Below are 18,848 nucleotides of genomic sequence, written 5' to 3' on the forward strand. Positions count from 1 at the left end.
GTGTAGTCTCACCTCGTGGGTAACCGCCGCGAGGAACTGCTCGACGCCGCCATCTCCCTGCTGGGCGACAGCGGCGTGCGGGCCGTCACCCATCGCGCGGTCGACGCCGCCGCCGGGCTGCCCGCGGGGTCGACGTCGAACGTGTTCCGCAGCCGCGACGCGCTGTTCGACGGGATCGTCGAGCGGGTCGCGGCCCGGGAACGCGCCCACTGGGACACCGTGAGCGCCGGCACCCCGCCGACCACGCCCGCGGAACTGGCCTGGGTGCTGGCCCGCGTCGCCCACGACGCCACCCGCACGCACCGCACCCTGACGCTGTGCCGGTACTCGATGCTCGTGGAAGCGGCCCGGCGCCCGGAACTGCGCGCCCAGCTGATGGAGACCGGCGCGCGGATCAACACGTGGGTGATGGCGTGGCTGCGGCTGGCCGGCTCCACCGACCCGGAACGCGACATGCACCTCGTCGCCAACTACTACACCGGGGTGGTGCTCCACGAGCTCGCGATCCCGGACCCCGCGTTCGACCCGTTCCCCCGGCTCGACGCGCTCCTGACCGCGCTCATCGAGGAGAGACCATGAACGAGGACGAGGGCTGGGCGGCGATCGACGCACAGCGGCTACGCGTGATGGCCCTGCTCGAATCGCTCACCGACGACGAGTGGCGACGGCCGTCGCTGTGCGACGGGTGGACCGTCCGCGACGTGGCCGCACACCTGACCCTGCAGCAGATCACCATCGGACAGGGCCTCCGCGCACTGCTCCGGCACCGGACCGGCGTGACCCGGCTGACGCTCGAGATGGCCCGCGACCGCGCGAAGCTGCCCACCGGCGACCTCGTCGCGGGGATCCGCGCGATGGTCGGCTCGCGGCGGCACAACGTCGGGGTGACGTTCCGCGAGACGCTCATCGACATCACCGTGCACGGGCTCGACATCGCCGTGCCGCTGGACCGTCCACTGGAGACGGATCCGGCGGCGACGCGGGCGGTGGCCGACCGGGTGTGGCGGCTGGGCTGGCCGTTCCACGCCCGGAAACGGTTGGCCGGCTACCGGATCGCGGCGTCCGACGTGGACTGGACGGTGGGCGACGGCGCCGAGGTGCGCGGCCCGATCGACGCCGTGGTGCTGCTGCTCACCGGCCGCCCGGCGGGTCTGGCCCGGCTGACCGGCGACGGCGTCAGTACACTTCGACGTCGGTGAGCCCGGCCGGTTCCGGCAACGGGACCGCGACCCCGTCCCCCGCGTACACCTCCAGCTCGCCCAGCCGGCCACTCAGCACGTGCACCACGACGTCTGTGCCGTCATGGGACGCGCGCACGGCGAACCAGTCGTCGCGGCCGAGGCCGCTCAGCGCCAGCATGTCGACGGTGGACAGTGGCGGGCCGTCGGTTCGTAGCCCGACCGACGCGCAGCCGCACGAGCACGTCGACACGACCGTGACCGACTCGCCCTGCGCGCGCAGGGCGGCGTTACCGGTGTGCGCGACCAGCGCGGTGACGACCGCGGCCTCGGCCGGGGTGGGCGGCCGCGGCTCGGCGAGCGGCACCATGACGGGCGCGGGCGGCTCTGTCACGAAAGGATCCGTCACGCCGCAACCGTCGCACAGCCGACGCGTGTCCGCACTTACATAACTGGACAACCCGCGATCGGCGAGCTACTCTCGGCGCAGTCGCCTCTCTCGGCGACAAATCAGCAGTTGCCAGTACCACCGGATGTTCAGCGCGTGTTGAGCGCTCCCCCGGGTTGGTCATCTCTCTTGAGCCGGGCAGCGAAAATCCTCTGTTTCGCGAAACCGCCCTGAAACGACACCGTGCGACCGTCGAGAGGCGCACGGCTGGCTCACCGTACCCACGCGCAACGGAGAACCGTATGACAATCACCGACGTTCCCCGGCGGCGCCGCACCCGGCCCACCGCCGCACCACCCGAAACCACCGGTGCCACACCGGTCACCGGAACCCTGGCACTGCACCGCGGCAAGGCGTCGCTGCGCACCACGAGCTACCTCCCGGAGCCCGGCGACGTCCGCGTCCCGCCGGCTCTCGTCGAGCGCCTCGACCTGCGTCCCGGCGACCACGTCGCGGGCACCGCGACCGACCACACCCTCACCGAGGTACGGTCGATCAACGGCCGCGAGCCCGGCGGGCGCAAGCGCCCCGAGTTCGAGTCGCTGTCGGCCACCCACCCCGACGAGCGGATCCGCCTCGAAACCGACGCGCACCTCATGTCCACCCGCGTCATCGACCTCGTGATGCCGCTCGGCAAGGGCCAGCGCGCGCTCATCGTGTCGCCGCCCAAGGCGGGCAAGACCACGGTGCTGCGCGAGATCGCCGACGCGGTGTCGCGCAACCATCCCGAGTGCCACCTCATCGTGCTGCTCGTCGACGAGCGGCCCGAAGAGGTCACCGAGATGCGGCGGGTCGTCAAGGGCGAGGTCGTGGCGTCGACGTTCGACCGGTCGCCGGCCGACCACATCGCGGTCGCCGACCTCACCATCGAGCGCGCCAAGCGCATGGTGGAACTCGGCCGCGACGTCGTCGTCATCGTCGATTCCATCACGCGGCTCGGCCGCGCCCACAACAACGCCGCGCCCGGCGGCGGCCGCACGCTCACCGGCGGCATCGACTCCGCGGCGCTGCAGGCACCCAAGCGGCTGCTCGGCGCCGCGCGCAACACCGAATCAGCCGGTTCGCTGACGGTCATCGCCAGCGCGCTCGTCGACACCGGTTCGGTCGGCGACGGCGTCCTGTTCGAGGAGTACAAGGGCACCGGCAACGCCGAACTCCGGCTCGACCGCCGCATCGCCGAACGCCGCGTGTTCCCCGCGATCGACATCACCGCGTCCGGCACCCGCCGCGACGACCTTCTGATGGACCCGCAGGAGCTGGCCGCCACCCACGCGTTGCGGCGCGCGCTCGCCCAGCTTCCCCCCGCCCAGGCCCTCGACCAGTTGCTCGACCGCCTGCGCCGCACCGGATCCAACGCCGAGTTCCTGTACCGCCTCATCGCGGCTTGACTTCGAGCGAACTCGAAGTCCTACCGTCTCCGGCATGGAGACGCGGAACTTCGGACGGCTCGGCACGGTCAGCGCGCTCACCCTCGGCGGTGGCGGCATCGGTCAGGTGTGGGGAACCACCGACCGCGCGGAGGCGGTGGCGACCGTGCACGCGGCGATCGACGCCGGGATCACCCATCTCGACCTGGCGCCCAGCTACGGAACGGACTTCGAGTCGGAGCGCGTGGTCGGCGACGCGCGTCCCGCGTCCGATATTCTGATCACCACGAAGGTGCAGCTCTCCGAACGCCGGATCGACGACCCGGTCGCCGAGATGCGGGAGAGCCTTCGCGCGAGCCTGAAGCGCATCGGCCGCGACCACCTCGACCTGTATCTCCTGCACACCCAGCTCGACCCCGACGACCGGTCGGTGTCGGCGCCCGACAACCTCGGCTGGAGCCGCTACCGCGACGTGGTGGTGCCGGAGTTCGAGCGGCTGCGCGCCGCGGGCACGATCCGCGCGTGGGGCATCACCGGGGTCGGTGTTCCGCGCCAGGTCCTCGACGCGGTCGGCACCGACCCGAGACCCGACGCGGCACAGGTGATCGTCAACGCGCTCGACATGAGCGGCGACATGTGGCCGTACGGTGACGTCGACAGGCCGCGCAACCCCGAGATCGCTTCAGCCGCAACGGATGCGGGCGTGCCGGTGATCGCCATCCGCGCGGTGGCAGCGGGTTCCCTGTGCGCCGCTCTCGACCGTCCACTGGAGACGGACCACCCCGCGGTGCGCGACTTCGCCCGGGCCGAGCCGTTCCGCAAGCTGGCCGCCGAACTCGGCCAACCGGCGGCGGTGCTCGCCCACCGTTACGCCCTCAGCGTTCCCGGCGTGGCGACCGTGGTGCTGGGCGTCAAGAACCGGGCGGAGCTGGCCGAGTGCGTGGCCGCCGCCGAGCAGGGTCCACTGTCGGCCGACGAACTGGCTGCGGTGAACGCGCTGCGCGGGTAGGACGGCGGCGGGCCGGTCCACAGTGGACGGCCCGCCCGCCGCGAACTCAGACCAGCGACGCCCGGCGACGGGCGAGCAGGTGCCCACCCAGGAGCAGGGCCACGGCCAGGAGGGCCGCGACGACACCCCAGGTGGTGACGTACAGGTCGGTGAAGATGGTGTTCGCCGGGTTGTCGCCGGCCCAGGTGATGAGCAGCACCTCCTGCACGCTCTGCCACACCGCAAGCCCGGCCGCCACGAACGCGGCCCGCGTGTCGAGCAGCGTCGCCACGGCGAGCAGCGCGATCACCGTGATCGTCACCGCCTGCCGGTAGTCCCAACCGTTCATCGAGCCCACCCAGGCGAGCTCCGGCCACGAGAGCTCCGGCCAGTGCAGCACCAGCGTGGCGGCGGGCACCATGGACCACCACCCCGCACTCAGCGCGGCTGGCCGCTCCCGGAGCCCGACCGCGATCAATGCCAGAAGGAGGACCGTCGCGACCGCCAACGCGGGCGACCAGTGTCCGGCCCGGATCACCGCGGCCTGCCAGCCCACGGTGGCGAGCACGGCCACGACGCCGCGGCCGCGCAGCACCGCGTGGAACGCCACCAGGCCGCACGCCAGCAGTACCAGGTTGATCCGCCCTCGTGGGTACGCATCCGTCAACCGGACGGCGTGCTCGGCCAGTTCGAGTGCGAGCAACACGAGCACGGCCACGCGTAGTCCGCCGGCCCATGCGCGGACAACCGGACCGCCCGGCGACAACCGGGCCTGGAGCGCGCCCGACAACAGTCCCAGCACCTCCCGGGCCGGTGGCCAGCGCCGGTGCCCGGCGCGCTCCATGAGGGTCGCGAGGATCTCCTCGCCACGTTCCCGGCGGTAGCCCTCCGGATAGGCGCGCATCACGGCCAGGTACCGGCGGGCGAGGACGTCACTCATGACCGCACCCCGCTCCGCGGTCGTGGAGGCAGGGATCCGTGTCGTCGCGCGTCATGCGAACGCCACCCGGGCCCGGGCCTTCGGGTCCGTCACCATCTTCGCGGCCGACGCGAGCCGCGCGGCCTCGGCGGTGACGGCCTCGCGCCCGGCGGACGTCAGCGCGTAGTAGCGCCGGGTGCGCCCGTTGACGGTCTCCTCGCTGGTGACCTCGACCAGCCCCGCGCCACTGAGCCGGTCGAGCACCGCGTAGAGACTGCCGGTCGCCAGCGTCACCGACCCCTCCGACAACGCCTCCACGGCACCGAGGATCACGTAGCCGTGCCGCGGCCCGTCGAGCAGCGCCGCCAGCACGAAGTAGCTCGGCGCCCGCAAACTTATACTCATGCGAGAACTATATACGCGTTACGCGACTATGCAAGCCGCAGATGATCATGCCAGACGGCCGCTCGTCGCTGATCACCGGGCGCCGGCACACCGGCTCATCTCACACATCGAAAACGCACTATCAATGGCCGTTCCGCACGAGAATGTCCCTCTCTGTCGCCGAGGGTCCGGGGGTGCCCTCACCCGAATTCGTGGAGGATTCTTGCTAGTGAGTCATGTGAAAACGGCCCTGACGACCCCCTCCCGGTCTCGGCTCGGCCGCCGCCGCCCGGTCCGGGCGGCCTTCCTCGCTCTGGTGGCCACCGCCGCCGCCGTGTTCGCCACACCCGCACCGAGCATGGCCTCCGGTGACAACTACCTGCCCGAATGCGTGTACGCGTCGGTGTCGTGTCAGACCGGTGTCGCGACGACCGCACCACCGAGCGACGCGAGGTGCTATTCCAACGCAATCTTCCGCGTCAAGGTGTGCATCGTCTACGCCGGTGACTTCGTGTACGTCCAGGATCTGGAGGCCGACGGCAACTCGGCGTTGGCGAGGATCCACAGCGGCAGCGGCAACGTCAATGCCCGGTGGTGCCGCAACTCACTGGGGCACAACCTCTGGGTCATGTGCAACTTCGACTGGGTAGAGGACACCCTCAAGCAGGTGTCGGGCGGTTACCGCTATTCGTACGAGAACTACAGCATCACCTCCCTCGGACAGTTCTCCAACAACTGAACGCATGTTCGGTGTGGGGCAGAGCAGAGCAGGTGCTCCGCCCCACACCGCGAACCGGCTACCGCAACTGGCCGGCCGCCAGCCCGCTCTGCACCTGGCGGTGGAACGCGATGTACCCGATCAGCACCGGCAGCATCGCGATCGACATTCCCGCGAACAGGCCGCTGAAGTCGCCCTGGTAGCCCTCGTTCACCGCGAGCGCCGTGAGCCCCTGCGCCAGCACCCAACGCTTCTCCGCGCCCTCGCCCTGCATCAGCACGATCGGCAACACGTACTGGTTCCACTGGAACAGGAAGTTGAAGATGCCGACGCTCACCAGCCCCGGCCGGGCCATCGGCAGCATCACGCGGAAGAACAGTCCATAGTGGCCGCAGCCGTCGACCATCGCGGCCTCCGCCACCGAGTTCGGCAGCGTGCGGAAGAACGCGGTGAGGAAGAAGACGGTGAACGGCAACGAGTACGCCGCGTACACGAGGATGAGCCCCGGCAGCGTGCCCAGCAGCCCGAGGTTCTTCACCACGAAGAACAGCGGCACCAGCGCCAGGAACACCGGGAACATCATGCCGCCGACGAACGCGTAGTACACCACGCGGCTGCCGCGGAACCGGTACCGCGCCAGCACGTACGCCGCCATCGCGCCGAAGAGCATCGTCAGGAAGAGCGCACCGATCACCACGATGGCGCTGTTGAGGAAGTACCGGCCGATGTGCGCCTCGTTCCACGCCCGGCCCCAGTTCTCCCACCGCAGTTCGCCCGGCAGCCCCCACGGGTCGGTGAGAATCTCCTGGTCGCTCTTGAACGAACTGAGCACCGCCCACAGCAGCGGCAGCGTGGTGAGCAGCGCCCAGGCGATCAGGAAACCGTGCGAGAGAAGGGGAACGATACGGCCGCCGTCGCGCGCCGGCTTCGGGGTCGGCTCGCGCTCCGTCTGTTCGTCCTTTGTGGACGTCGTGAGCCCCGTCGCCTCCTTCGGCGACAAATCAACTGCTTCAGCCATCAGAGCTCCACCCGGTCTCGGCGGGTGACCCGCAAGAACATCGCCGCCACCGTCAGCGTGAGGAAGAACATCGCGACCCCGATCGCCGACGCGTATCCGAAGTGTGCCTCCTTGAACGCGGTGTCGTACAGCCGGAGCCCCACCACGTCGGAGGAGAACCCGGGGCCGCCGTCGGTGATGATCTGTACCACGGCGAACGCGTCGATGGCGAGGATCGCCAGGTACACCCACGCGACCTGGATCGTGTCCCACACCAGCGGAACGGTGACCCGTAGCAGAGTGGTGACGCGGTTCGCGCCGTCGAGCAGGGCCGCCTCGTAGATGTCCCGCGGGATCGACTGCATCGCGGCGCTGAACAGCACCACGTAGAACCCGACGTTGCTCCACAGGAGGACCAGCGCGACGCACCAGAACGCGAACCGCGGGTCACCCAACCAGGGCTGGGCCAACGAGCCCAGCCCCACCGCCTCCAGCGCACCGTTGATCAGGCCGCTGTTCGGCGAGTACATCTCCTTCCACAGCACGCCGATGATGGCGACCGACAGCACCTGCGGGAAGAAGTACACGACGCGGTACACGCCGGCACCGCGCACCCCGTGCACTCCCACCCGGTCCCGCCGGCCGCCGACGCTGATCATCGACGCGAAGAACAGGCCGAGCACGATCGTCACCACCGGCAGCAGCACCAGCAGGATCGCGTTGTGTTTCAACGCGTTCCAGAAGTACTTGTCGTCGACGATCCGCCGGAAGTTGTCGAGACCGACGAAGTCGTAGTCGGGCGACAGCCCGCCCCAGTTCGTGCCGGCGATCTGGAACGCCTGCGCGTACGGCGACACCACGAAGATCCCGTACAGCAGCAGCGGCGGCACGAGGAAGGTCGCGACGAACAGCCGCCTGCTCCACCTGTTCCTGACCGACATCAGACCCGCTTGAACTTCTTGATCGTGTCGTCCTTCGCGATCTCGTCGGCGCCTTTCTGGCACTGGTCGACGAACTGCGCCGAGTTGATGCGCTTGGCAAGGAGGTCGGCGCACGCGGAGTTGACCAGGTTGCGCTCCAGCTTGCGGTAGTACGAGTTGTAGAGCCAGTTGAACGTGTTCTTCCCGGCCCCCTGGATCATCTTGGTCACCGAGGTGAGACCGGGTCCCAGCTCGATACCCTCCGCCGACCCGGCGACCACCGTGAGGCTGCTGACCTTCCGGGTGAAGTCGGAGGCGCCCTTCTTCGACAGCATGACCCGCAGGTACTCCAGCCCGCCACGCCCGTTCTTCGCCTTGGCCGGCACGATGAACGGCTCACTGCCGGTGCCCCGGAACGCCTCGAACGGCAGCTTGTCGCCCTTGGTGAGGCTGGGCGGCGGCGCGACGGCCATGTTGAACCCGGGCGGCGTCACCGCCTTCTGCTCGTTCTCCAGCCACGAGCCGCACGAGATGAACACGGCGTTGCCGTTGCACCACTCGGTCTGCGCCTTGATATGGTCCATGCCCTCGGCGCCGGGCTGGAGGAACCCGTCGACCGCGAGCTGGTAGTACGCGTCGGCGGCGGCCTTGACCGCCTCGTGCTTCCACGCGTTGGGTTCGAGGTTGTCGATCGCCTTGAGCACGTCGGTGCCGCCGAGCTTCGCCGCGGCCATGAGGATCGGCCAGCTCATGTAGCGGGCGTGCACGCCGGTGTAGGTCCACGGGTTCATGCCGGCCGCCTTGATGGTGCGGCACAGCGAGATCATCTCGTCCCAGGTCTTCGGGTACTGCCAACCCTTGTCGTTGAACAGCTTCTGCGAGTACCAGATGCCGTAGGCGGAGTACGCGTAGTTGAGCGACAGGAACTTGCCGTCGTACGAGCCGGCGTCGACCACGCCGGGCAGGATCGTGTCCTTGACCGTCTTCTTCGGGTCGTCGAGGCTGGGCGCGGCGAGCAGGTCGCCGAGGTCGGCCAGCGCGCCCTGCGACACGAGGCCGTTGAAGTCGATCTGGCTGCTGCCCGAGTTGTTCACGACGTCCGGCGGGTCACCGGCGACGAACCGCGGCTGCAGCGTCTGCGAGATCTGCTGGGTGGCGGAGTGCTTGATCTCGGCCTTCGGCCAGCGCTCCTTGTACATCGCCTCGTGCGACTTCGCGTACTCCTCGCCGAAGCCGCCGTTGAAGATGACCACTTCCAGCGGCGCGTCCTCCTTGACGCCCAACGGGTTGGCGGCGTTGGCGTCCGCCTTGGCGTCGTCCTTCTTGTCGTCGCCGCCCATCGCGCAACCGGTCAGCGCGCTCGCGCCGGCCATCGCGCCGACAGCGGCCCCCGCGTGCAGTAAGCCGCGCCGACTGATCGTTTGTGCCATGTCGTTGCTCCTGCCCTATGTGGTGGTTCCTGGGAGTCTGGATTTTGCAGGTGGGGCTCAGGAGTTCGCCGGCGCCCAACCGTCGGCGACGAACCTGCCCGCGTCGGCGCCCTCACCGGCGAACAACACACCGCCGGATGTACGGGGGTCGAGCACGAGGACGTGGTCGGTGTAGACGCCGCGGCCCTGTGCGGCGACGTCGGTCTTGTAGCTCCAGCGGAGGTGGGTGGTGCCCGTCGGCACCGGAGCCGTGACGTACCACCATTCCCGGCCGCCGTAGCCGGTGAGGCTGCCGGTGGTGACGGAGAAGCGACGCGTCAACGTCCGCAGCGACAGTGTGGCCGGCACCCAGTTCTGCCCGCCGTCGGGCGAGGTCTCGACGAGCACGCTGTCGTAGCGCGGTTCGGTGTCGTACCAGAGCAGGAACGACGCGACGGCCGCGGCGCCGGCCGGTTTCCGCAGCGGCGCGGTGAGCGTCACGGTGGCGTTGTCGCGCCGTTGGGTGCGCCACGCGGTGCCGCCGAGCACCGGCCGCACCGCGTGCGCGTCGGCGAACGACCGGGCGAGCGCCCGCCGGGCGACCGTGTTCGTTCCCCAGCCCCGGTCGGGGTGCACCCGGTTGCTCAGCACGATGAGGAACGAATGCTGGAGCGGGTCGATGACGATCGACGTGCCGGTGAAACCGGTGTGCCCGAACGTCACCGGCGTCACCAGCGCGTCCATGTAGGAGTGCTTGGCGAGTTCGAAGCCGAGGCCGCGGTCGCTCTCCGGGTAGCGCTCCTCGATGCCGGCGTTGTAGTTGACCAGCGCCTGGCGCACGGTGGCCTCGGCGAGGATCCGCCTGCCCTTGTACGTGCCGCCGTTCAGCAGCATCTGGCACAGGATCGAGAGGTCGTCGGCGGTGGAGAACAGCCCGGCGTGTCCGGCGACGCCGCCCAGTGCCCAGGCGTTCTCGTCGTGCACCTCGCCCCAGACCATGCCGCGCCCCACGTAGGGCTGGTACTCGGTGGCCGCGATCCGGTTCCGCTTCTCGGGGCCGGGGTTGTAGCCGGTGTCGCGCATCGCCAGCGGCGCGGTGATTCCGTCGCGCACGGCCGTCGCCAGGTCTTTTCCGGTGACGCGCTGAATCAGCTCGCCCAGCGCGATGAGCCCGATGTCCGAGTACACGTACTGGTTACCGGGCGACGTGCCGGCGACGAGCGGGGTGGCCAGCGCCGCCGCGAGCCGCGTCTCCGGGGTCGGGTACGTGCTGTAGAACGGCAGGAACGCCGGCAGGCCCGAGGTGTGCGTCAGCAGGTTCTTCACGGTGATCGCGGCCTTGCCGCCGGCCGCGAACTCCGGCACGTACGTGGCGACCGGCGCGTCGAGGTCGACCTTCTTCCGCTCGACCTGCTGCAGCAGCACGATCGTGGTGAACAGCTTCGAGATCGACGCCAGGTCGTACATGGTGTCGACCCGGGCCGGGATCTGCTCCGACTCCGGCAGTTCGGTGCCGACGCGCAACGGCGGCGCGCCGACCGCGCTGTAGCGCACCGCGTCGCCGACCGCGAACCGTTGCACCACAACGCCGTTGTGCGCCGCGAGCACCACGGCGCCGGCGTAGGTCGGCCAGTTCTGGTGGTCGGGCGTGGGCTGCAGGTACGACTCCGCGATGCCGCGCAGCGCGTTGACCGGCTCGGCCAGCAGGCCGGCGTCTCTCGCGGTGCCGGGACGCAGCGTGTCGCGCCGGAACCGGATCTCGTCGGGGGTGACCGTCGGCGGCCCTTCCGCGAGCGCGGCCGCCTCCGGTCCGGCAAACCCGGCGGCCACGTCAGGCCCCACGGGTTCGCGAATCGGGGTGGCGCCGGCCGGGCCCGCGGCGGTGACGCCGACGGTGAGGCAAGCGAGCACGCACAACGGTACCGACCATCGACGCATCATCAACACCTCTCCACATGTCGATGGCCAGGATGAATGTTTCCTTCGTGAGTTTCAAGTGGGTCGAAGGTTATTGCCATCGAACGGTGACCCTAGTACGTTCTGCTGCCATGCGGACGCGATCGGTCGCAGTTCTCACCCTCGCCGTCGCGTTGGCGGGTGCCGGTTCGCCGCCCCCAGCGGCGGCCGGCACCCCTGTGCCGGTCGCCGACCGCACGACACCGGCGGCCGGCCCCATCGCGTCCCCCATCGACCGTCTTCTCTCCGGCATGACGTTGCCGCAGAAGGTCGGCCAGCTCTTCACCGTCTACGCCTACGGTGCCGACGCGGACGCGCCGGCCGCCGCCGACGCCGCGACCAACCGTCGCCTCTACGGCGTCGACACGCCAGCGCAGGTGGTGTCCAAGTACCACCTCGGCGGGGTCATCTACTTCGCGTGGACCAACAGCCTGCAGAACCCGCGCCAGGTCACGGCGCTGAGCAACGGGCTGCAGGCGGCTGCCGGCGGCGTCCCGTTGATGATCTCCACCGACCAGGAGAGCGGGGTCGTGTCGCGCCTGCCGGCGCCGGCCACCCAGTTCCCCGGCAACATGGCGCTGGGCGCCGGTAGGAACGTGCTCGACGCCTTCACCGCCGCGCAGATCACCGGGCGGGAACTGCGCGCGGTGGGCATCGGGCAGGCGTGGGCACCGGTCGCCGACGTGAACGTGAACGCGGCCAACCCGGTGATCGGGGTGCGCTCGTTCAGCAGCGACCCGATCCTCACCGCGGGCCTCACCGCGAGCCAGGTGCTCGGGCTCCAGCTCGGCGCGAACACCTCGGCCGCCGCCAAGCACTTCCCCGGGCACGGCGACACCAACGTCGACAGCCACACCGGCCTGCCGGTCATCAACCACACCCGCGCGGAGTGGAACCGCGTCGACGCGCCGCCGTTCCGCGCGGCCGTCACCGCCGGGGTCGACGCCATCATGACCGCGCACATCGTGGTGCCGGCGCTCGACCCGTCCGGCGATCCGGCGACGCTGTCGCGGCCGATCGTCACCGGCCTGCTGCGCGGCGAACTCGGCTACCGGGGCGTCGTCGTCACCGACTCGCTCGCGATGGAGGGCGTGCGGCAGAAGTACGGCGACGACCGGGTGCCCGTCCTGGCGCTGAAGGCCGGTGTCGACCAGCTGCTGATGCCGCCGAACCTGGACGTCGCCTACAACGCCGTCCTCACGGCCGTCGCCGACGGCGAACTCACCGAGGCCCGCATCGACGAGTCGGTGCGCCGGATCCTCACGCTCAAACAGAAGCGCGGCCGGTTGTCGTGGACGCCGCTCGACCCGGGAGCCGCCGAGCGCACCGTCGGGCAACCGGCGCACCAGCGCGCGGCGCAAGGCGTCACCGACCGCACGGTCACGGCGATCCGCAACGACGCGGGTCTGCTGCCTTACCCGGGCACCGGAAAATCGGTGCTCGTCACCGGATGGAACTCCTCCGTCTACAACAACGTGCCGGCACTCGCCGGCTCGCTGGCCGCACGGGGGGCCAGCGCGTCGGCACTCGTCACCAATTTGCCGACCGACGCACAGATCACCGCGGCGGTCACAGCCGCCGGCACGACGGATCTGACCGTCGTCCTCACCTCCCGGGCGTGGGACACGACGACGGCGGATCCGGGTGGACGCCAGCAGGCGCTGATTCGGGCGCTGGTGGCGACGGGACGCCCGGTTGTGGTGGTCGCGGTGCGCGATCCCTACGACATCGCCCACCTGCCGGGCGTCACCACCTATCTTTCGACGTACAGCTTCACCGCGGTCGCGATGGAATCGTTGGCCAAGGTCCTGCTCGGTGTCACGGCGCCGCACGGAAGGCTTCCGGTCCCGATCCCCGTCGCGGGTGATCCGGGCACCGAGCTGTACCCGTTCGGCCATGGTCTCAGTTGGAGGACTTCATGAGTTCGGGTCTCGACAGGCGGCGCCTGCTGCAAACGAGTGCGGTGGGCGTCGCGGGGGTGGCCGCCGGCGGGCTGGGTGGTGTCGCGCCGGCGGCCGCCCGGCCCGGGCTGATCCCGCGCATCCCGGTGAAGACCGGAATGGACCGGCTGGCCGCCAAGAACTGGGGCGAGCTGCGCGGCAAGCGGGTCGGCGTCGTCTCCAACCCCACCGGCGTCGACCGCGAGTACCGGCACCTGGTCGACCGCATGCACGCCGACGGCATCACCATCGGCGGCGTCTTCGGCCCGGAGCACGGGTTCCGAGGCTCGGCCCAGGCGGGCGGCAGCGAGGGGACGGGCATCGACGCCCGCACCGGCCTGACCGTCTACGACGCCTACGTCGCCAGCCAGGCAAAGTGGGCGCAGATGCTCACCGCGTCGGGCGCGGAGGTCGTGGTGTTCGACATCCAGGACGTCGGGGTCCGCTTCTACACCTACATCTACACGCTCTACGACTCGATGGTCGCGGCCGCGCGATTGGGGTTGCGCTACATCGTGCTCGATCGACCGAACCCCATCGGTGGACGCGCGTACGGCCCGATGATGACCGCGGGCTACACGTCCGGCGTGGGACGCAAGGAGATCGTGCAGCAGCACGGCATGACGGTCGGCGAGCTGGCGAAGTTCTACAACGGCGAGTTCCTGCCGGCCGAGGCGGGCCGTTCGGTCGACCTGGAGGTCGTCACCTGTCAGGGCTGGTTCGGCCGCCTGCGGGCCGGCGACACCGACCTGCCGTGGGTGCTGCCCAGCCCCAACATGCCCACCCCCGACACGGCGGTGGTGTACCCGGGCACCGGGATGTTCGAGGGCGTGGCGTCGCTGTCGGAGGGCCGCGGCACCACCCGTCCGTTCGAGCTGATCGGCGGGCCGGCGTGGGACTACCACTGGTGCGACGCCGTCGTCGCGCAGAACCTGCCCGGCGTGGAGTTCCGCGAGGCGTACTTCACGCCCACGTTCAACAAGTTCGCCAACCAGATGTGCGCCGGCATCGAGGTCAAGGTCACCGACCAGGCCGCGTTCGACCCGATCCGCACCGGCGTGGCGATGCTCGTCGAGGCCCGCAAGTTCGCCGCGTTCCAGTGGCGGGTCGACAACACCAGCCGGCCGTACTGGATCGACCTGCTCACCGGGTCGACCCGCATGCGCACGATGATCGACGCCGGCGCGCCCACCGACGAGGTCGTCGGCGCCTGGTCGGCTGAACTTGCCGCGTTCGACGCCCGGCGCAGGAAGTATCTGATCTACTCTCGGCTCGGGTCATGAACATCGTGCTCGCGATGCCCGACCTGTTCACGGCCCGGATGGCCTCGGCGCCGGCGCCGCCTGGACTGAGGAGTGCAGGGAGCGCAGCGACCGGAGCGACGAGGGAAGGCGGCGCCTCAGAGGCGCTGGGGCCCGCGCGCGCGGAGGCGCGCGCATCAGGCTCGGTCCCAGTCCTGGACCGCGCCGGTGGGGTCAGCACCGGCGCGGTCCAGGGCGTTGCGTCAGCCGGAACCGGTCAGTCGCTTGTGGACGTCGGCCGGAACCGGTTCTCCGGTGAGGCGGGCGATCGCCAGCGCGGCCGCGCCCGCCGCGCCGTCGACGGCCTCGCGCGGCTCGATGCCCAGCCCGGCGGAGATCCCCTCGCGCACCTCGCGGGCCACCGGCCCGGGCGAGAGCAGCACCGAGCCGCCGAGAACCACCGGCGCGCCCGGCGGGGGTTCCACCGTCGACAGCGTGTTCAGCAACCGGTCGGCGGCGGCGTGGCAGATCCGCTCCGCCACCTCGTCTCCCCCGTCGGCGATCGCGCTGACCTCGCGGGCGAACTGGCCGAGCTCGGCCGGCTGCCGGGCGAACCCCTCGGCGAGCACGCCCTGCGCGCACTCCTCGCGGGCCGCCCGCGACCAGTCGGCCGGCGGGGCGACGCCCAGCCACGCGCACGCCGGCTCGACGAGCGCGCTCGGTTCGCCGCGGCCGTCGAGCGCGGCGAGCACCGCCCGCAGCGCGTGGACGCCGATCCACACCGCCGAGCCCTCGTCGCCCAGCAGCCAGCCGTACCCGTCGGCCCGGTGCACCGGCACGCCGCCGGCGAACCGCACCGCGACCGCGCCGGTGCCGGCGATCAGCAGCGTGCCGGCCGGCGCGGCGGTACCCGCGGCGAAGGCCACCTCGAGGTCGGTGACCGTGACGACCTCGCCGCCCAGGCCGGCCCGCGCCCACGCCTCGGTGGCGGCGGCCCGGAACACCGGCCCGCCCCGGCCGGCCGCACCGGCGGCGCCGAGGACGCCCAGGGCCACCGCATCGGCGTCCACTGTGGACAGAGCCGGGCCGAGCGCGGCGCCGAGCGTCTCGGCGAGCCGCCCGCCGCTGCTGTTCTTGTTCGCGCCACCGGCGCGACCCCGGCCCACGACCGTGCCGTCGAGCGCCGCCACCACGCATCGTGTCGACGTGCCGCCCGCGTCGACACCCACCACCAACGTTCGGCTCATAATCCGCTGACCGTACCGGTTCCACGGCTAGGGCGTGGCACCGATTGACCGTGCAACCGAGGCAAAGGAAAGTTTCCTACATGACAGGCCGGAGGCGCAGCGCGCCGCGTCCCCCCGCAACAGAACCGGCGGACCGCAGGTTCGCCGACCGCTCGCCCACGACGGTGCGGGCGCGCGGCCTGTTGCCCAGCCTGTCCCCGGCCGAGCGCCGCGTGGCGCAGGTGATCATCGACGAGGCGGCCACCGCCGCGCACCTGACGATCAGCGACCTCGCCGAGCGCGCCGCGTCCTCGGAGACCACGGTGATCCGGTTCTGCCGCGCGATGGGCTTCGGCGGGTACTCGGAGCTGCGGCTCACGCTCGCCGCCGAGGCCGGACGCGCGCACGACAGCGCCGGCAACGACGAACCGGTCGGTGACATCAGCGAGACCGACGACCTCGCCCAGGTGGTGAAGAAGATCGCGTTCGCCGACGCGCGGGCGGTCGAGGACACCGCCGTGCAGATCGACATCGAGGTCCTGGAGCAGGTGGTCGATCTCGTCGTCGCGGCGCGGCGGGTCGACATCTACGGCGTCGGCGCGAGCGCGTTCGTGGCGCTGGACTTCCAGCAGAAGCTGCACCGGATCGGGCGCATCGCGTACGCGTGGAGCGACATGCACCTCGCCCTCACCAGCGCGGCGCTGCTCGACGAGCGCGACGTCGCGTTCGGCATCTCGCACACGGGCACCACGATGGACACGATCGAGGCGTTCACCGAGGCGGGTCGGCACGGCGCGCGTACCGTCGCGTTGACCAACTTCCCGAAGTCACCGATCACCAAGGCGGCCGATCACGTGCTCACCACCGCGGCGCGGGAAACCACGTTCCGGTCCGGCGCGATGGCGAGCCGGCTCGCCCAGCTCACCGTCATCGACTGCGTCTTCGTCGGGGTGGCGCAACGAACCTACGCGGAGACCCGGATGGCGCTCGATGTCACGTACGAGGCGGTCAGCGGCCGGCGGGTGGCCACCGACCGGCGGCAGGCATGATCGGCGGCGTCGAACCGGTGCCGCTGTCGCGCACCGAGCAGCGCAACCCGCGTAGCGAGTCGATCGACCGGATGCCGACCCTCGAGCTGCTGCGGCTGATCAACGACGAGGACCGCACCGTGGCCGACGCGGTGAGCCGGGTCCTGCCCGAGATCGCCGCGGCGGTCGACCTCGCGGTCACCGCGCTGGAGTCGGGGCACCGGGTGCACTACGTCGGCGCCGGAACGTCGGGCCGCATCGCGGTGCTCGACGCGGCCGAGCTGATCCCGACGTTCGGCGTCGAGCCGGGCCGCGTGGTCGCGCACATCGCGGGCGGCCCGCGCGCGTTGACCAACCCGTCGGAGGGCGCGGAGGACGACGAGGCGGCCGGCGTCGCCGCGGTGGCCGCGGTCGTCGCGGGCGATCTGGTGGTCGGGCTCAGTGCGAGCGGACGGACGCCGTTCGTGCGCGCCGCTCTCTCGGTGGCCCGGTCCCGGGGCGCCGCGACGGTGTTCGTGTCGGCGAACCCGTCGTCGCCGATCGCGTCCATTGTGGACATCCACATCGCGCCGGACACGGGTCCGGAGGTGCTCACCGGGTCCACCCGGATGAAGGCGGGAACGGCGCAGAAGCTCGTGCTGAACGCGTTCTCGACCGCGACGATGGTCCGGTTGGGCCGCACCTACTCGAACCTGATGACCGACATGCTCGCCAGCAACGACAAGCTGCGGGCGCGCCAGTTGCGCATCGTCGCCGAGGCCACGGGCGCCGACGTGGCCGCCTGCCGCGACGCCCTCCGCAAGGCCGACGGCGACGCCCGCGTGGCCGTCCTGACCCTGGTCGCCGCCGCAAGCACGGAACGCGCCCGCGAAGCCCTGGAAGCCGCCGACGGCAAAGTCCACCAGGCCCTAGCGTTGCTCAACGGCCACGCCTGACCCCCTCTACGAGTCGATCTTGCAGTTGTGGTGCCAGGATCGCCCTGCTGTGGTCGGGTTTGTGGGGCACCACAACTGCAAGATCGACGGGTCAGGTGAGGAAGATGCGGCGCATTTCGGCGCCGAGGTTGATGCCGCCGATCACGGCGCCGTTCGGGTCGATGACGTTGGTGGTGTTGTTGCGCCGCATCGTCTCGCGCACCGGCGGCGGCAGCGGCGGCGGCTCGTCCATGGTGTCGATGACCTGACGCGACACCGAGATCAGCCGGTTCGCCAGGTGGGCGGCGTCGGAGCCCACCGGCACGCTGCCGAACTCCCAGCCCGCCGTGGTGAGGTCGAGCACCTCGAGCATGTGTGGCAGCAGCGCGTTCGAGCCGGGCAGCGCCACGACGCGGGCCGGGTGGACGCCGATCACGGTGACCGCCGCCGCCACGTGGATGTACGGGTGGAACCCGCAGGGCAGGTTGAACAGCGGCGTACGCAGGTGCGGTCCGAAATGCCGCCACAACGCGCGGTAGTTGCGCCGGTCGACGGCGTACTGGTGCCCGCTACGCCGGCTCACGTCGCTGACCTGCGCAAACACGTCGGCGTACGCTTCCTCCGCGGTGTCCCGGACAATGCGGACGGCCACCGCCAGGGCGTTGTCGTCGGTGCCCAGCATCGGCGCCATCGCCGCCGCCTGCTCGTCGAACCGCGCCCGCGCGTTCGGGTTGAACCGCTGCCGGATCTCCTGGATGAGGGCCTGCTGGCGCCCCGGGTCGAGTACGACCTGATTGTCGGCCGACCCCCGCCGGAACCACCGCATATCGCCTCGCTTCACCCGTCACCTGGACCCGCGCCATGCTAGCCCAGCCCGGCGACCCCCCGGGCGCAACGCCCGCCCGCCACACCCCCGGATCTTGGACTCCCGACGGGCCTACAGGCCCTCGAACCGTCCAAGATCCGGAATTGGGCCACGAAGTTTCGACCGAAGCGAAGAGACATTGACATCTTTCGACGAAAGCGCCACGCTGAGCACCTGAGAGCGCTCTCCAGATCACGGGCCGCGCACCTCCGGCCGGCCGTCCCGCCCGGCGGCCGGCCGGTTCCGTACGACGCCCCGCCCCTCCGCACTGCCGCACCGCACCGCACTGCCGCACCGCACCGCACTGCCGCACCGCACCGCACTGCCGCACCGCACCGCACTGCCGCACC

18 protein-coding genes are annotated in these 18,848 nt (G+C 70.8%); 9 read left to right on the forward strand and 9 right to left on the reverse strand.

Annotated features, from left to right (window positions below; all coding sequences use genetic code 11):
* The first annotated feature begins 15 nt into the window (after positions 1-15).
* Both Vau01_RS14630 and Vau01_RS14635 read left to right on the forward strand, forming a co-directional pair.
* The gene (locus tag Vau01_RS14630; RefSeq protein WP_203992232.1) at positions 16-579 is read left to right on the forward strand and encodes a TetR/AcrR family transcriptional regulator; all 564 of its coding nucleotides are present in this window, start codon (positions 16-18) and stop codon (positions 577-579) included.
* Positions 576-1,199 (forward strand): maleylpyruvate isomerase family mycothiol-dependent enzyme, encoded by a 624-nt coding sequence (locus Vau01_RS14635; RefSeq protein ID WP_203992234.1) that lies wholly within the window; start codon positions 576-578, stop codon positions 1,197-1,199. The genes Vau01_RS14630 and Vau01_RS14635 overlap by 4 nt, the downstream gene beginning before the upstream one ends.
* Here Vau01_RS14635 and Vau01_RS14640 read toward each other — a convergent pair.
* Entirely contained in the window at positions 1,177-1,572 is a 396-nt protein-coding gene (locus Vau01_RS14640; RefSeq protein ID WP_203992236.1) for a hypothetical protein, read from the reverse strand. The genes Vau01_RS14635 and Vau01_RS14640 overlap by 23 nt on opposite strands.
* Positions 1,573-1,868: 296 nt before the next feature.
* Between Vau01_RS14640 and rho the strand changes: the two genes are divergently transcribed.
* A complete protein-coding gene (gene rho / locus Vau01_RS14645; protein ID WP_203992238.1) occupies positions 1,869-3,014 on the forward strand; it encodes a transcription termination factor Rho in 1,146 nt (381 codons plus the stop codon).
* A gap of 34 nt (positions 3,015-3,048) precedes the next feature.
* Positions 3,049-4,002: an aldo/keto reductase gene (locus Vau01_RS14650; RefSeq protein WP_203992241.1), complete on the forward strand. Its 954-nt coding sequence runs from the start codon at positions 3,049-3,051 to the stop codon at positions 4,000-4,002.
* Between the two features lie 46 nt (positions 4,003-4,048).
* Here Vau01_RS14650 and Vau01_RS14655 read toward each other — a convergent pair whose 3' ends face one another.
* Entirely contained in the window at positions 4,049-4,921 is an 873-nt protein-coding gene (locus tag Vau01_RS14655; RefSeq protein WP_203992243.1) for a hypothetical protein, read from the reverse strand.
* Positions 4,922-4,972: 51 nt separating this feature from the next.
* Positions 4,973-5,305 (reverse strand): PadR family transcriptional regulator, encoded by a 333-nt coding sequence (locus Vau01_RS14660; RefSeq protein WP_203992245.1) that lies wholly within the window; start codon positions 5,303-5,305, stop codon positions 4,973-4,975.
* A gap of 208 nt (positions 5,306-5,513) precedes the next feature.
* Here Vau01_RS14660 and Vau01_RS14665 point away from each other — a divergent pair, with 208 nt between their 5' ends.
* Positions 5,514-6,023 carry a hypothetical protein gene (locus Vau01_RS14665; protein WP_203992247.1) on the forward strand — a complete coding sequence of 170 codons (510 nt, stop codon included), beginning with the start codon at positions 5,514-5,516 and terminating at the stop codon, positions 6,021-6,023.
* 58 nt (positions 6,024-6,081) lie between these two features.
* On the opposite strand, the gene Vau01_RS14670 is transcribed toward Vau01_RS14665, so the two are convergent.
* The 4 genes from Vau01_RS14670 to Vau01_RS14685 are packed head-to-tail and all read right to left on the reverse strand — an operon-like array spanning position 6,082 to position 11,266.
* The gene (locus Vau01_RS14670) at positions 6,082-7,020 is read right to left on the reverse strand and encodes a carbohydrate ABC transporter permease (protein ID WP_203992249.1); all 939 of its coding nucleotides are present in this window, start codon (positions 7,018-7,020) and stop codon (positions 6,082-6,084) included.
* Entirely contained in the window at positions 7,020-7,940 is a 921-nt protein-coding gene (locus Vau01_RS14675) for a carbohydrate ABC transporter permease (protein ID WP_203992251.1), read from the reverse strand. The genes Vau01_RS14670 and Vau01_RS14675 overlap by 1 nt, the downstream gene beginning before the upstream one ends.
* Positions 7,940-9,349: an N-acetylglucosamine/diacetylchitobiose ABC transporter substrate-binding protein gene (gene ngcE / locus Vau01_RS14680; protein ID WP_203992253.1), complete on the reverse strand. Its 1,410-nt coding sequence runs from the start codon at positions 9,347-9,349 to the stop codon at positions 7,940-7,942. The genes Vau01_RS14675 and ngcE overlap by 1 nt, the downstream gene beginning before the upstream one ends.
* 57 nt (positions 9,350-9,406) lie before the next feature.
* Positions 9,407-11,266: a serine hydrolase domain-containing protein gene (locus tag Vau01_RS14685; RefSeq protein ID WP_203992255.1), complete on the reverse strand. Its 1,860-nt coding sequence runs from the start codon at positions 11,264-11,266 to the stop codon at positions 9,407-9,409.
* Between the two features lie 110 nt (positions 11,267-11,376).
* Between Vau01_RS14685 and Vau01_RS14690 the strand changes: the two genes are divergently transcribed.
* Both Vau01_RS14690 and Vau01_RS14695 read left to right on the forward strand, forming a co-directional pair.
* Positions 11,377-13,206, forward strand: coding sequence for a glycoside hydrolase family 3 protein (locus Vau01_RS14690; protein ID WP_203992257.1), 1,830 nt, complete (start codon positions 11,377-11,379; stop codon positions 13,204-13,206).
* A complete protein-coding gene (locus tag Vau01_RS14695; protein ID WP_203992259.1) occupies positions 13,203-14,507 on the forward strand; it encodes an exo-beta-N-acetylmuramidase NamZ family protein in 1,305 nt (434 codons plus the stop codon). Before Vau01_RS14690 ends, Vau01_RS14695 begins: the two co-directional genes overlap by 4 nt.
* A 221-nt stretch (positions 14,508-14,728) precedes the next feature.
* Here the strand turns inward: Vau01_RS14695 and Vau01_RS14700 are convergent, their stop codons facing one another.
* Positions 14,729-15,712 carry an N-acetylglucosamine kinase gene (locus Vau01_RS14700; RefSeq protein WP_203992261.1) on the reverse strand — a complete coding sequence of 328 codons (984 nt, stop codon included), beginning with the start codon at positions 15,710-15,712 and terminating at the stop codon, positions 14,729-14,731.
* Positions 15,713-15,792: 80 nt separating this feature from the next.
* Between Vau01_RS14700 and Vau01_RS14705 the strand changes: the two genes are divergently transcribed.
* On the forward strand, positions 15,793-16,740 hold the full coding sequence (locus tag Vau01_RS14705) for a MurR/RpiR family transcriptional regulator (protein ID WP_203992263.1): 948 nt from the start codon (positions 15,793-15,795) through the stop codon (positions 16,738-16,740).
* The gene (murQ, locus tag Vau01_RS14710; protein WP_203992265.1) at positions 16,737-17,654 is read left to right on the forward strand and encodes an N-acetylmuramic acid 6-phosphate etherase; all 918 of its coding nucleotides are present in this window, start codon (positions 16,737-16,739) and stop codon (positions 17,652-17,654) included. The genes Vau01_RS14705 and murQ overlap by 4 nt, the downstream gene beginning before the upstream one ends.
* A 91-nt stretch (positions 17,655-17,745) precedes the next feature.
* Here murQ and Vau01_RS14715 read toward each other — a convergent pair whose 3' ends face one another.
* The gene (locus tag Vau01_RS14715; protein ID WP_203992268.1) at positions 17,746-18,459 is read right to left on the reverse strand and encodes a hypothetical protein; all 714 of its coding nucleotides are present in this window, start codon (positions 18,457-18,459) and stop codon (positions 17,746-17,748) included.
* Between the last annotated feature and the right edge of the window lie 389 nt (positions 18,460-18,848).

Origin of the sequence: Virgisporangium aurantiacum (genome assembly GCF_016863635.1) — a bacterium.
Classification (GTDB): domain Bacteria; phylum Actinomycetota; class Actinomycetes; order Mycobacteriales; family Micromonosporaceae; genus Virgisporangium; species Virgisporangium aurantiacum.